This is a genomic window from Mucilaginibacter segetis, from assembly GCF_016522075.1.
Taxonomy (GTDB): Bacteria; Bacteroidota; Bacteroidia; order Sphingobacteriales; family Sphingobacteriaceae; genus Mucilaginibacter; species Mucilaginibacter segetis.
This window is the reverse complement of record NZ_JAEHFW010000002.1, coordinates 181,971-196,825: the sequence shown is the minus strand read 5'-3', so window position 1 is coordinate 196,825 and position 14,855 is coordinate 181,971. Positions and strand designations below refer to the sequence as shown.

Below are 14,855 nucleotides of genomic sequence, written 5' to 3'. Positions count from 1 at the left end.
GATGTTCTAACCGAAGTAACACTTATTTACGGCACCTTAATATTTTCAATTTCTTTAAAAAGAAGGGTAAAAAGCAATAAGCCAATCTGCACTGTGCTCTATCCAGTTGAGCTACCCTTACGGGGACGGATTTTTCGCACGCCCTATTTCTACGCGTTCCCGCTCAAGAGATAGTTCGAACCGCCAACCCCAGCGTCCAATCGAAGTAAGACTTATTTACGACACCTTCTTTTATTTTTATAAGGAGCAATAGGCGAACGCGGGCCGGGGGCTCGCTTGTGAGGACTCGAACCTCCAGCATAACTTGCGCCACACTGCCCACCCCCTTCATGAGCGAAGTAACCCGTTTCTACGGCATCCTTATGTTTTTAATTTCTTTTATAAAAAGGGTAACAGGTAATAAGTGTGTTTTTTCGCTGCGCTCTAACCGTCTGAGCTACCTTTTTCAAGGGCCGGACTCGAACCGGCGGCCTCAGTTTTGGAAATCGAAGTAACACTTATTTACAACACCTTTTTAATTTTCTTACAAGGAGCAACGGGCGACACAGGAGTGAGGAAATTGCTTTGGGATTCGAACCCACATTGTAAATTTATTACAATGCCATTTCCCCCTAACCAGTGACCGAAGTAACCCATGTCTACGGCATCCTTGTTTTTTAATTTCTTTTAAAAGTATGGGGCGTTAGCTTCCCCATACTTGTTTTACAATTCTATGTTGTTAATAGCATCCAGAGCCGAGCCTCCGTTTTCCAAAGCAGCTAACACCTCAAAAACTTTGTCGCTCCAGCCGGCTACCAGGTAAACATCATTGCGCAATACCTGCAATGGCGTTTGTCCGTATCCTTTCAGGTCAAACAGGTAGAGTTTTGCATTTGGCGTTACCTCCGCCTTGTAGCGCAACCACAGGGTTTGTATGTCCAGTGCGCTATTGGTATGGCTGTTCCATAGCTGGCAGTCGGTAAATAACATTATCTTGTCCATCTGCACCTTGCGCTGTAATATATCCTTGATAACCAGGTAGCCATTGGTGGCGTAACCCACCTCGCCCTCGCGGCGATAAAACTCCTGTACGTTACCTAAGATGTTATTACGTGGTACAGCTATGGTTTTCCACTTATCACCAAACATACCTACCTCCACGTTTTTACAACGACTTTGCAGCAGCATGGCCAGCATTAAACCCACATCGTACAACAGTATCTTGCTTTTGGCCGATACCGGTACCTGCATCGATCCCGAAACGTCGCACGCTAACAGCACACGGGTTTCACCGTCAAACCCTTTTATGTTGGCGGCGCTTGTCTGTACGGCTTTTTCCAAAGCATCCAGCAACTGGCCGGTGTAACCTTTGTTTTGGCCCTGCATTAAAGCGGTCAGCTTTTTAACTACGCTCTGCGCGGGCACTGTGGTAACCGGGTTTATCAACTCCCTATATGCCGCCAAATAACGGAACGGGAACTGTTTTGCCTTAGCAACCTTATCCGCATTGGCTAAACGGGCGCACACTTTTTCAAAGTGCGTATAGCTTACGCCAGCCTCCTGTATGTTGCGCAGGTTACGCAGCAGGGCCATGTAGCCCAGCTTGCCGCTGTCTATCAGTTCTTCCCACTTAGCGCGGAACGCTTCGGCCTTGGCCTCGTCGCTGTCAAAATTCAGCTGACCTAATGCTGATAGCTCCGTTTCCCAGGTGTAAGGAGTTTGCAGGTCTCCGTTCACTATTTTGTTGAATAGTACCTGCTGCAATTCGTCCTTTGCTTTAGGGTGAACCAAAAACAAGGCATCGCGCAGTTTGATAGCGCCGTCGCGGTTGTATTTACCAAACTGGTACTCGTCAAAACGGTTGAACGCCGTGCTCAAACCTTTTTGCAATTGCTTGCTCAGGCGGTTCAGCTTTTTAGTGCCTTTACGCTTGTTCAGTAATTCGTAGCAAGCCAGCAATTCAGTGATCTCATCGGCACGGCCTATTACGCCATCGGTAACCCGGGCGACCAAATCGTCGCCCGAGTGCAGCTTAGCCAATTCGGCAACCAGCACCAGCGGTACCGAACGCATATACATTTTGGTGCGGGCATATACAGCCAGTTTACCCACAAACAAAGGGTCGCACGCGGTAATTAGTTTTTGCAAGCGCGCTAAACGCACCTCATCTTTTTCATAAAAAGAGTCGTTTAAGCTCCAGGTAACCACGGCGGTGTACAGTTCCATTTCTGGTGACAGGGTAAACGCCTTAGCGCCTGCGTAGTTAACGGTCTGGGTTTTTAATTTGCTTAACAGGTTGAATTTCATCATTTACCTCCTTTATTTTCTTAATGTTGATACAAAGAAACAGGGGCACTGCGCAGTGTATTTGCGCAGATGGAATTATTTTGAAAAAAGTTTATTTATTTGATGTGACCGAAGAGAGACTCGAACCCTCGATGGGCTTCCGAGTGGAATTTATTAAGTTGGAACTTAACCTAAGTTAGGCCGAAGTTATAAACTTCGACCAGTAAGGTATTGCCTTAAAATTGTAAAAGAATTATCATATTCTTAATATCAGCGGGAACCAAATTGTTTCGGCGGTTAGATATACTACAGTTGGCTGTAATTTTGATATCGCTGATCGAATTCAGCCGTTAGTATCTTATAAATAGGATAAAGTAAATCAGATATTTTTTTATTGAATAATAACATCTCATTTTTATACTGTTTTACCTTTTTGTCAGTTTTAGTCTTTATCAAGGATTTATACTTTGTTAAATTTGAGTCTGTCGGACCTTGTAATATTAAATGATAGCCTTGAATTGGCCGCAAATCTTGATAAGCTATTTCTTTACTATGCGCTATTATGTTTCTATCTTCTCTGAAGATATCAATATATTTTACAAGGGTCATTAAATTATCATATAAGCCTGGTAGTTTTTCTACATATAATGCGTATTTGCCTTTTTTATTTTTTTGATCTTCAAGCATGAATATTATTTTGCATTTAAAATCAGTAAGTCCCATTTCCAATACTTTATTAACAAATATTAACAATCGATCTATAACACTAGTAACCCTCAAAAGGTGTCCCTCGATATGATAAATAATATAATCATAACGTGATATCTTTTGCTCCTTTAGCTTCTTGCTTTCACGATAGTTTGCCATTAATATAGCTGACGCATTAAGTTGTCTAACAAGTCCTTCAATTTCGCTCATCGCTAAAAGACAATCAAGAACATATTGTTCGTATCGATGCAATTGCCGATGTGGATTAAACCCCCTCATAGGGTTTTTAACCATGTCAACATTTTTGGCCATCTCACTGGCAACGTTGGCTAGATGTTGTAAATATTCATTTGTTTCCATATCAATTTTACTAGAAGTTTCAAATTATTAAAAAGACAGTTTTAATAGTACATATGCTTTATCTACTCCTTTAATCCTCCCGCTTTTCCCTTGCATCCGCCAAGTTGGCGGAAGATATAAAAGTGTTGTTTTGCAAAATTATTATGATAATTTTCTATCTTTTCCTCCACCATCCATATACCAATCTAATAAACAAATAAAATACGATGAAATATAACGTAATATGATTTGTCTTACCATCGTCAAGTAAAGCTATCATTAAACTGAAAAAACCTAATAAAAGCACAATAGCACCTATCTTTTTGAGGTAAAATTTTAGTTTTCGCTTCTTTTCCTTTTTTGCCCATGCTTTCCTAACCGATTGGTTAACTATATTAACTTTTACCTCTTCTTCCTTTAGCAATTCCGATACCTGTAAGTTTATATCAACCCACTGCTTGTAATTTTCAAGGGTGAATGCTTTGTAGATGCCCAGAAAATTAATCAGTTCTACCTGTAGTTGTGTTAAATCGGGAGAATAGTATACGTAATAATCCTCAAATTCGTAGATCGTATTTTTCTCAAAAGAGGTTAACTTATTCCATAATGACATGCTACCAAGTAGAGTTGCTACTTTCTCTATGGCGTCAATATCAAATATCGGCTGCCGGTGGTATACAAGACTCAAAAGCACTCTGTCGCATATGGGGTCTTCCGTTTGTTCTACATACCTGTTTAATACTTCAATAAGGTTGTTTAAATCGTGACTAAGTGATACCTCGATAAAAAAATAATGCGGATCATCCGCATTCGCAATGATATTATCGGCCCACAAAACGACTTCTTCCCTTGAAATTAAGCCAAGCTTAAGCCCTCCCCGAAATACTTCAAGCAATAATGGAAAATCTTGCACCTGAGGTGATCGTACCATATTAATTGGTTTTTGAATTAGTTAATATTCTCAATCTTCCGGCCTTTCCCTCGCATCCGCCATCCTTACAATCCTCGGTTCAGATTTATCCAGTATATCTACCAAGTTTTCCTGTGCGGCCATTACGGCGTGAATGTCTTTGTACGCCATCGGCGCTTCGTCTACGTCGCTGCCCATTAGGGTAATGCGCTTGTCAATCAGGTTTGCAACAATAACGGTTTATTTATTTTAGCTAAAGCAATATCAAAAATTTTTGGGTATCAATTTCAACCCAATCAAGCGACTCTGCATTTGGCAGACATTCATGTAAATCCAATCCTTTCAATACTTTTCTTCGTGAACAAGGCCCCAATTTTATAGTCATTTGAAACCTATCCTGTCCATTAGGACCTATCCACGCCTGAGTAGCGACTTTATTTATACTTGTGATATTTCTGTTGGTAAATTGTTCATTGATCACAGGTTTGTCAATCCCATCGCACCAGAAATATTTCAGCACATGATCATTTGAATTCCTAAATGCTTTACTTAAAATGTACTCAAGAACCTGCAAGAAATTCACATTCAAAGATGTTTCTACATATACGCGTTGATCTGTCATTTAATTTTTTTTATTCAGAAAATACAAATTGCCTTTTAAATTATCACTTTCTCACTCAATCCTCTGGCTTCTCCCTCGCGTCCGCCATCCTAACAATCCTCGGTTCAAACTTGGCTAACACTTCAACCAAATCGTTCTGCGCCGCCATTACGGTATGGATATCCTTGTAGGCCATTGGGGCTTCGTCCATATCACTGCCCATCAGGGTAATGCGTTTATCAATCAAATTGGCGGCAATCAAAGCTTTGTCCAGCGTTTTAAAGGCCGCACTACGGCTCATGGCCCTGCCTGCACCATGACTGGCAGAGTTAATACTTCCCGCATCACCTTTACCACGCACCACAAAGCCCGGGGTACTCATGCTGCCCGGTATAATACCCAGCACGCCTTCGCCGGCCGGGGTGGCGCCTTTACGGTGTACCATTACTTCGGTACCGTCGGCCAGCTGCTCTTTCCAGGCAAAGTTGTGGTGGTTTTCTATCCTACTGATAGGCTTAACACCCAAAGCGCGGGCAATTTTGTTGTGGATCTCGTGGTGGTTGGCGCTGGCGTATTCTCCGGCCAGGTTCATAGCGATCCAGTATTCCTGTCCCTCGTCCTTATCCAGATCCAACCAGGCCAAATGCCTGGCTTCGGCAGGGAGCTTGGTTTTGGTCATGGCTATACGGCTGTAATAGTTAGCTACGGCACCCCCAAATCCACGCGATCCGGAGTGCGACAACAGGGCCAAATATTTACCCGCCGGGATATCGTTCAAAGCACTTTCGGTCAAAGTCAGCTCGCCCCATTCAACAAAATGGTTGCCGGTACCGCTGGTACCCAACTGTGCATAAGCCTTATCCTTCAATGTACGGATCAGCTTAGTTTCGCCCCAGGTCTTACTATCAAACAATGAGCTGTCAAAGTACGATTTGGTAGTACAACCCATCCCGAAGTAGGTGTTATCAACCAAAATATTTTTCAGTTTATCGGTTTCTGTATCAATACCTTCGGCAGGCAGATCAAAAATACTCAGGCACATTCGGCAGGCAATATCCACACCCACAGCGAAAGGGATAATGGTGTTGGCGGCAGTAGCCAACACGCCGCCGATAGGCAAGCCGTAACCCTGGTGCGCATCGGGCATTAAGGCCCCGGCAACGGCAATAGGTAACTGTATCGCGGTACGCATCTGCGCCAACGCGCCTACTTCAATATTTTCCAATCCCCACACCGGGAAATCAGCAATTTCTTCTTTCAACTTAAAATTGCTGCGTTCCTGTTTTACAAATTTGCCATCTTTACGCATGGCAATAACATCTTCGGCAAGGTTTTTAAACTTACCGCCTTTTTTTAAAGCGTAGGGTATAGGGTCGTCAATTAAAGCTTCTAAGTTGAATAATATGTTGGTCTTGTCCATCACACCATGTTTCAATAAGCCATTAGCCACGCGGCTAAACTTTACCAATGCTTCCACATCGTTAATACCTAATGCCTTTAACTCGTTGTTGCCTATTTTTTCCTTTTCCATAATATCATACTAAAGGTATCATTTAACAATTTAAAAATCTCCGGGCCAAAACCCCTCTCCCCGAATCGGGAGAGGGAGCGTTCGTGTAACAGGTTCAGCCTTTCGACAGTACAAAGAGAAATACCAGGTGCGCAGTGTATTTGCGTAGAAAAAAATAATTTTTAAATTCATCAAAAAATTACGAACATGGAGCATTTTTGTCTTTTGACAGTAGAAAACAAGCTTTTAAGTAGCAAAAAAGAAGTATCCGTTAATCTTGGTGATGATGATATGTTGTCTAAATACGATTCTGACCTGATAGCTGCCACGCAAACGGTAACGGAATGTTCATCGCTTATAGGTGCCTTAAACTATTTGGGTTCGTTAGGGTGGGAACTGGCGCATATAACGCCCGTTCGGATAATTGGAGGTACCAGTAACGGTACAGAAGAGAAATATCTGATGAAAAGAAGATACTAATGCCTGTTAACCGCAACGCCCTTATCCGCTACCGCACTATTGACCAATGCCTGCAAAACCGCTTTAAGAAATGGACGCTGGACGATCTGATAGATGCCTGTAGCGATGCCCTATACGAATATCAGGGTATTGATACTGGCGTAAGCCGACGCACCACACAGGCCGATATAGAGATGATGCGCAGTAATAAGTTGGGGTACAAAGCGCCAATTGTGGTGGTTGATAAAAAGTATTATACCTACAGCGATAAAAATTACAGCATCACCAACAGTCCGCTAAATCAACAAGACATGAAGGTGCTGGGTGAAGTGTCCAGCTTATTAAAGCAGTTTAAGGGCTTTAACCATTTTACCGACCTGAACGAAATGGTAAGTAAGCTGGAAGACAAGATCTATACGCAAAAAACGCAGAGCTCGCCCGTAATTGATTTTGAGAAAAATGATAACCTGAAAGGGCTGGAGTGGATAGAAGTGATACGTAAAGCAATTGTGGCAAGAAAAACGATTTGTATTACCTATCAATCATTCAAAGCGCGGGAGGCCAGCACGTTTTGTTTTAGCGGGTACCTGCTGAAGGAATACCGTAATCGTTGGTTTGTTTTGGGAATGCAGCACAAACGAAATGCTCACATTATGAATCTGGCTTTAGACAGAATACAAGCTGTAGCAGAACACGAAGAACCTTACCGGGAGAACAGAACATTGAACCTGACAACTTATTATAATGATTGTATAGGGGTAACTAAAACTCCCGGGCAGCGTGATAGTGAGGTGATATTTTGGATAGATGCTGCCAATGCACCTTATGTGCTAACCAAACCATTACATCATACGCAAAAGCTATTGAGCGAAGATGAGTCCGGAAAGATATTTAGCATCAAGGTAATACTGAATTTTGAATTAGAACGGGAATTATTAGGCTTTGGCTCGAAAATGAGAGTGTTGGGGCCAAGGGTACTGGTAAAACAGATAAAGAAACAACTAAAGGCAACACTTGAAAATTATACAGAAATTAAAGAAAAGATATAAAACTGCACCTTAGTTAACCGCAATACTTTTCTACCAATCAACAATAATTTCGGGTGTTATTTGTTTAACATGATAGTTATAAATAGAAGATAAGAAATCCCAACGATGTTAAATTTTCATAAGCATCCGAAATAAAAATGAAATCGCAAACCGCTAAAGAATTATTTTTTATCCCGCTTTTTTGACGTTGCTCATAAATACTCGTGGCTGAAACCATTTCTTTTCCAAAATTTGCTTTGAAGTCGGCTTGGTATGGAATGTATTAGTCATAAGATTTAGTTTAGTTCTCTTATAGCTAATGTAGATAATAATTGCAAGTCATCCTCAAAAGTGTTCAACTTTGGTAGCTTCTCGGCTACAAAATCACCCATATTGGGAACAAGATGGGAAAGAATATTTGAGAAATTATTATGAAAGCCTTTGGATAAGTATCTGAGGGCTTTTATTATTTAATATCTTTATGAACCAAAGATATTGTGAACTTACGCCCAACCTTATGAAACCACTTGTTAAATTAGTATTCAGATTAACATTAACAATTCTAACATTTTTCCCATTTAAGATTTTTGCAAGTCCGCAAATGCCTGACTATATCATTTATAAAAATGATACTATCGCAACCTATAATCTTCTTGTTGAGCAATACTTGCAAAAGCGTGATCAAACTAATCGGGAGCAATTATTTGGTTTAACTTTTCGTGATGGGGCTTCTTTCAATTGCTGGAGAGGTTATCAAGCAATTTATAAAATTCAAAATGATAGCCTTTTTCTTTCTGATATTATAAATTGTGGTAGCATAAAAAGTAAAACATTTGATAAGAGTGCATCAGTTAAAAAAATGTACGCGATTTTCGGTGATAAAATGGTTGGCGATAAAGTATTTATCGATTGGTTTTCGGGGGAATTAAGCTTTCCGTTAACTAATAAGTTATTGCGATGGGACGGGGTGTTTTATAGAATTTATGAAGCAGAAACAGTATTAAGTTTTTATAACGGGAAGCTATTGAAAGCCGAAAATGTATGTAACTATGCAAATGTGTCCAAAGGAATTGATCGGCACTACAGTATTAAAATTTCAGACATTCTGTTTAAGTATATTAAAAAAATAAAGTTTAAAAATACAGATGATTGCGATTGCTCTGAGAAATATCTTATAACAATTGATAAGGAAGGCAAAATTTCGAACGTTAAGTCTGTAAAATACAAATCAGTCGACGAAATCAGCGATAGTGACGAAAAGAATGAATATACTTATTGCACTAATACAATTAGAAAAGCACTAAGTGCACTAAAATTTGACATTATCAAAGACAAAGGGAAGCCTATATCCGAAGATGTCTATTTAGAGATTTGGGTAGAAGATAACGGGAAAGTTGAAAATTGGACAAACTAATCAGCTATTGTTCACCATCAAAACAAATGTGGGAAATATTTTCTAATCATTTAGTTAAATTACTAAAAATATTAGCATAAATTTACAACCCCGTGTTTGATAGTTATGGTTGATGCTAAAAAAGATTTGATTACCAGGTTGCAGAAAAATATTTTGCAATGGGAAGGTTACAGGCCATCCTCGCTTGCTACTCAACAATCTTTTGGTTTAGATGATATTGAAAATAACTTTCCCAACAAAATATTTCCTACAGCTACCGTACATGAAATGGTTTGTGAGAATACCGAACAGGCTACAACCTGCATAGGTTTTGTAAGCGCGCTATTAGCTGTATTGATGCAAACCGGTGGGGTGTGTTTATGGATTAGTTTATCAGACAATGTATATCCAACAGCCCTAAAAGCATTTGGCATTGAACCCGACAAAATAATTTTTGTAAAACTGAGTAAAGATAAAGACGTGCTTTGGGTAATGGAAGAGGCTTTAAAATGTGTTGGTTTAGTAGCAGTTATAGGGGAGCTGTCAGATATTGATTTTAAACAGTCCAGAAGATTGCAATTAGCAGTAGAGCAAAGCCGGGTAACTGGATTTATAATGCGCAATAAATATGATAAAATGGGCTCAACAGCCTGTGCTGCACGTTGGCAAATTAAACCGTTATTAAGTGAGCCGATAGATGGGCTGCCCGGTTTAGGATTTCCTCGCTGGCAAGTTGAACTATTACGGGCGCGTAATGGCAAACCGGGCAGTTGGATTTTGGAATGGTCAGCAGGGCAGTTCAGGTTTATTAAACAGGAAATATTACAAGAGCAATTACAAAATATAGGATGAGCCATGCAAAAGCGATTCATGGCAATATGGTTCCGTCATTTATTGACTGATTGGTTCACCGTCCGCAGGCCGGAAATGAAAGATGTGCCCTTTGTTTTAGTTGCATCTGAACGAAACCGAATGATTATTAAGGCTGCTAACCCAATAGCCCAGGCACAAGGTATTTACTGTGGCATGTCAGCAGCAGACGCTAAAGCGGTTACCAATAACCTACAGGTGTTTGACTACCTGCCCGCCAAAGAAACTGTATTATTACGGCAATTAGGTTTATGGTGTATAAGATATACACCTATAGTTGCAGTTGATTTGCCTGATGGCTTGATACTGGATATTTCGGGTTGTGCACATCTATGGGGTGGCGAACACGGCTATTTAAAAGAGATAATCAACAAATTACGTACATCAGGATATGATGCAAGGTCGGCAATAGCTGATACTGTAGGATTAGCTTGGGCAATAGCACGTTATGGGAAAATAACACCTATCATTAAAACAGGAACACAGGTAGAGACTTTATTTGATTTACCACCCGCAGCATTGCGTTTAGAAAGTTACACCTTGCAAAAGCTTCAAAAACTGGGTTTTACTACGATTAAAAGCTTCATACAACTCCCTCGCCAGGTATTACGCAGGCGGTTTGGCGAACCCTTTTTATTAAAGCTAGCGCAAGCTTTAGGGTTGGAAAATGAGCAGATAGTAGCGCTTGTTCCGCCAGTGCCTTACACGGAACGCGTGCCTTGCCTTGAACCTGTTAAGACTGTTAAAGCTATTGAAATAGCTATCCAAAAATTACTTGAAGGGGTGTGTATTCGCTTACAATCCGAGGGTAAGGGATTGCGTAAAGGTACGTTGAAATGTTATCGTATTGATGGAAAAATGACAAAGGTCAGCATCAGCACTAACCGTGGGTCGTATAGTGTTTCGCATTTGTTTAAACTTTTTGAATTACAGATTAGTAAAATAGAACCCGCGTTAGGTATTGATTTGTTTTTATTAGAAGCAACCAAAGTAGAAGATATTGATCTCGTACAGGAAAAGCTATGGACAGGCAAACCGGGTTTGCACGATACCGCTTTGGCAGAATTATTGGACAAGTTAGCCGGAAAAATTGGTGCTAATGCTATATCACGGTATTTACCCGCTGAGCATTACTGGCCGGAACGCTCAATAAAACAAGCATCAGATTTAGAAGAAGTCCCATCAACAAAATGGAGGATAGACAGGCCAAGGCCGTTACGCTTATTGAAACGTCCTGAACCGGTCGATGTAATGGCATTGTTACCCGATTATCCCCCCAAGGTTTTTACTTACAAAGGTAAGCGACATACTGTTGAAAAAGCCGATGGCCCCGAACGTATTGAGCGCGAATGGTGGCGTGACAAAGGCGAACACCGGGATTATTATGCAGTAGAAGATACGCAAGGGCAACGTTATTGGTTATTCAGATCGGGACATTATGACGCTGCACCGCAATGGTATTTACACGGGTTTTTTGCATAAAATTATGAGATATGTTGAATTACAGGCTACATCAAACTTTACCTTCCTACGCGGTGCTTCGCATGCAGAAGAATTGGTAGAGCAGGCTGCCAGCTCAGGATATGAGGCTATCGCTATAGTTGATCGTAATAGTTTTGCAGGGATTGTAAGGGCGCATTTAGCTGCTAAAAAAGTCAATATCAAATACATCCCCGCTTGTCGGTTGGATTTATTAGACGGGGCAAGTTTACTGGCCTACCCGGTTGATTTGGATGCTTATGGTAGGTTATCAGCTTTACTCACGGTGGGCAATTTACGAGCTGAAAAGGGGGAGTGTCATTTATATAAATCAGATGTGTATACCCATCAGGAAGGCATAATATTCGTGATTATACCACCCGATGAGCTGAACTCAAGGTTTGATTACAATGATGATTTTAAAAAAGATATAAAAGATTATTCCTTAAATATTAGCCAACAGGTATACATAGCCGCATCGCGCTCATATAGCGGGGATGATGCCAAAAGATTAGCTCGTCTGTCAAAATTAGGTTTACCGATGGTTGCTACTGGAGATGTACATTACCATGAAGCAGCACGTCGTGAACTACAGGATATACTAACCTGCATACGTGAGAAATGCAATATTCATAACGCAGGGTTCAGATTGCATGCCAATGCTGAAAGGTTTATTAAACCGATAGATGAACTGCACCGTTTATTCAGACAATATCCCGAGGCCATTGAGAATGCTTTGACAATTGCCAAAGCTTGTACTTTTTCATTAGATGCCTTAAAATATATTGAGCCAGAAGAAAAAATCATTGATGGATTTACACCTCAGGAGAGGCTAACCCAATATACCTGGTCAGGTGCACATAAGCGGTATGGAAAGCAAATACCCCAAAAGGTTGTCGATCAGATTATATTTGAACTGGCCTTTATTGAGAAACGAAAACTTGCTCCGTATTTCTTGAGGGTATATAAATATACTCAAAAAGCTGAGGAATTAGGCATTTTACATCAGGGAAGAGGTTCGGCAGCTAATTCAACCGTTTGTTATTGTTTATCAATTACTGCAGTTGACCCTATGAAATCACGCCTTTTGTTTTCCCGGTTTATGTCAGATGCAAGGGAAGAATGGCCGGATATTGATGTGGATTTTGAACATGAAAGGCGCGAAGAAATTATTCAATATATTTATGAAGATTATGGTCGTGAACATGCAGCTATTGTGGCTACAGTTACACAGCAAAGGCACCGGGGTGCTATACGTGATGCAGGTAAAGCAATGGGATTATCAGATGATACCATTAAACGGATAGGTGCCACCATTTGGGATTTTAGCGAAGAGGGTTTTGATGAAAAGCGTTTACGCGAGCAGGGGTTAAACCCACATGACCCATTAATAAATAAAGTACTGGAATTAACAACACAATTGATGGGTTTTCCCCGGCAATTAGGGCAACACACCGGCGGCTTCGTAATTACTGATAATAAGTTAACAGACCTTTGCCCCGTAATGAACGCCCGGATGGAAAACCGCACTCAACTGGAATGGAATAAAGACGATCTGGAAGCTTTAGGCATATTGAAGGTGGATGTATTAGGTTTAGGCATGCTTACAATGATCCGTAAGGCATTTAATTTAATACAGCGGTATTATGGTAAAAAGCTAACCTTAGCCAATATTCCGCAAGATGATGTTAAGGTTTACGATATGATTTGCCATGCCGATACTATCGGCATATTTCAAATAGAAAGTCGTGCGCAAATGTCTATGCTACCCCGTTTAAAACCTACCTGCTTTTATGATTTAGTGATCGAGGTAGCTATTGTTCGTCCCGGCCCAATTCAGGGAGATATGGTACACCCTTATTTACGCAGGCGTAATGGTGAAGAGTTGCCGGAATATCCTAAACCTGAACTGAAAGAAATATTAAGCCGTACAATGGGTGTTCCCTTATTTCAGGAACAGGCTATGGAAATAGCCATTGTCGCAGCTGGTTTCACACCCGCTGAAGCGGATGAGTTAAGGCGTAGCATGGCAAGTTTTAAAGCTAATGGCAAATTAGGTTTATACGAAAAAAAACTGGTTGATGGTATGGTAGAGCGTGGTTATGAAGAAGACTTTGCCCGCCGGATATTTAAGCAATTACAGGGTTTTGAGGGCTACGGTTTCCCTGAAAGCCATGCCGCATCATTCGCCTTATTGGTTTATATATCATCATGGCTAAAATTCTATTACCCTGATGTGTTTTGCGCAGCATTGCTAAATAGTCAACCTATGGGTTTTTATCAGCCTGCACAAATTGTTAGGGATGCGATAGATCACCATGTAAAAATCGTCCCTGTTGATGTTAACTACTCGGATTGGGATAATACGCTCGAAAGCATGGATGGCAATTATTATGTAGTAAGATTAGGCTTCAGGCAAATAAAAGGTTTAAAAGAAGATGACATGCAAATCCTTATTAAGGGACGTAGCCCATTTTATACTTACATTGATGAATTGCGTGGCGCAGGAGTTCCTCAAGCAACTTTAGAAAAACTGGCCGATGCCGATGCCTTTCAGTCAATTGGCGCAAACCGCCGTAAAGCCCTTTGGGAAATATCAGCATTAGTCGACAGGCCTATAGCCTTGTTTGAAGGCACAGCGTCTGAAAGTGTAAAAGAGATACAAATACAGTTGCCGTTAATGACAGAGGGAGAGCATGTGGTACAGGATTATTCTTCAACAGGTTTATCCTTGAAAAATCACCCCGTAGCATTGGTACGTGAAAAGTTACACTTACTAAGAAATATTAAAATAGCCGACTTGAAAAAAATGAAAGATGGTGACCCTGTAAGAGTAACAGGATTAATTACTGTGCGTCAGCGCCCCGGTACGGCCAAGGGAGTATTGTTTATGACATTAGAAGATGAAACTGGCCCAGCCAATATTGTAGTGTGGGAAAAACTGTTTGACAGATACCGAAAAGAAATTATTCAGTCGCGCTTATTTATGGTTCAGGGTAAGCTTCAAATTGAAGGAGAGGTAATACATGTAATTGCCAATCGGTGTTTTAATCTGAACCCTTTATTGCGTGGTCTAACATTAACAAATAGTCATAACCTTCCTTTAACATTAGCACGGGCTGATGAAACTACAAAACCATATCACGGTGGTAATAAAGGCGAACAACAAGCGCAAAAAAAAGAAAAGGTATTTTATAAGGGAAGAAACTTCAGGTAATCATATATGATAGTGTTATTTAGATATTTTCAATATAATCCCTAAATGACGAAATAGTGTAACTTCCCGGGTTTAA

The 14,855-nt window shown here is 40.6% G+C and carries 12 protein-coding genes; 6 read left to right on the top strand and 6 right to left on the bottom strand.

Translation table 11 applies throughout. The features are described 5' to 3' along the window. Positions 1 to 702: 702 nt before the first annotated feature. The 6 genes from I5M19_RS10470 to I5M19_RS10445 form a co-directional block, all read right to left on the bottom strand. Entirely contained in the window at positions 703 to 2,289 is a 1,587-nt protein-coding gene (locus I5M19_RS10470) for a TROVE domain-containing protein (protein WP_235985826.1), read from the bottom strand. A 282-nt stretch (positions 2,290 to 2,571) separates the two neighbouring features. Beyond that, complete coding sequence (locus I5M19_RS10465; protein WP_200066279.1) at positions 2,572 to 3,333, bottom strand: Cthe_2314 family HEPN domain-containing protein; 762 nt, start codon at positions 3,331 to 3,333, stop codon at positions 2,572 to 2,574. 154 nt (positions 3,334 to 3,487) lie between these two features. Next, positions 3,488 to 4,243 carry a hypothetical protein gene (locus I5M19_RS10460; protein WP_200066278.1) on the bottom strand — a complete coding sequence of 252 codons (756 nt, stop codon included), beginning with the start codon at positions 4,241 to 4,243 and terminating at the stop codon, positions 3,488 to 3,490. Between the two features lie 30 nt (positions 4,244 to 4,273). Continuing rightward, positions 4,274 to 4,420, bottom strand: coding sequence for an RtcB family protein (locus tag I5M19_RS10455; RefSeq protein WP_235985825.1), 147 nt, complete (start codon positions 4,418 to 4,420; stop codon positions 4,274 to 4,276). 55 nt (positions 4,421 to 4,475) lie between these two features. Next, the gene (locus I5M19_RS10450; protein WP_200066277.1) at positions 4,476 to 4,844 is read right to left on the bottom strand and encodes a hypothetical protein; all 369 of its coding nucleotides are present in this window, start codon (positions 4,842 to 4,844) and stop codon (positions 4,476 to 4,478) included. Positions 4,845 to 4,899: 55 nt separating this feature from the next. Beyond that, a complete protein-coding gene (locus I5M19_RS10445) occupies positions 4,900 to 6,354 on the bottom strand; it encodes an RtcB family protein (protein ID WP_200066276.1) in 1,455 nt (484 codons plus the stop codon). A 186-nt stretch (positions 6,355 to 6,540) separates the two neighbouring features. Here I5M19_RS10445 and I5M19_RS10440 point away from each other — a divergent pair, with 186 nt between their 5' ends. The 6 genes from I5M19_RS10440 to I5M19_RS10415 all read left to right on the top strand — a co-directional run bounded on the left by I5M19_RS10440 (position 6,541) and on the right by I5M19_RS10415 (position 14,779). Beyond that, positions 6,541 to 6,813 (top strand): hypothetical protein, encoded by a 273-nt coding sequence (locus tag I5M19_RS10440; RefSeq protein ID WP_200066275.1) that lies wholly within the window; start codon positions 6,541 to 6,543, stop codon positions 6,811 to 6,813. After that, positions 6,813 to 7,841: a helix-turn-helix transcriptional regulator gene (locus I5M19_RS10435; RefSeq protein ID WP_200066274.1), complete on the top strand. Its 1,029-nt coding sequence runs from the start codon at positions 6,813 to 6,815 to the stop codon at positions 7,839 to 7,841. The genes I5M19_RS10440 and I5M19_RS10435 overlap by 1 nt, the downstream gene beginning before the upstream one ends. A 496-nt stretch (positions 7,842 to 8,337) precedes the next feature. Then, entirely contained in the window at positions 8,338 to 9,234 is an 897-nt protein-coding gene (locus I5M19_RS10430; protein ID WP_200066273.1) for a hypothetical protein, read from the top strand. A gap of 105 nt (positions 9,235 to 9,339) precedes the next feature. Then, positions 9,340 to 10,065 carry an ImuA family protein gene (locus I5M19_RS10425; RefSeq protein WP_200066272.1) on the top strand — a complete coding sequence of 242 codons (726 nt, stop codon included), beginning with the start codon at positions 9,340 to 9,342 and terminating at the stop codon, positions 10,063 to 10,065. Positions 10,066 to 10,083: 18 nt separating this feature from the next. Beyond that, a complete protein-coding gene (locus tag I5M19_RS10420; protein WP_235985824.1) occupies positions 10,084 to 11,565 on the top strand; it encodes a Y-family DNA polymerase in 1,482 nt (493 codons plus the stop codon). Positions 11,566 to 11,569: 4 nt separating this feature from the next. Then, on the top strand, positions 11,570 to 14,779 hold the full coding sequence (locus tag I5M19_RS10415; protein WP_200066270.1) for an error-prone DNA polymerase: 3,210 nt from the start codon (positions 11,570 to 11,572) through the stop codon (positions 14,777 to 14,779). The last annotated feature ends 76 nt before the right edge of the window (positions 14,780 to 14,855 follow it).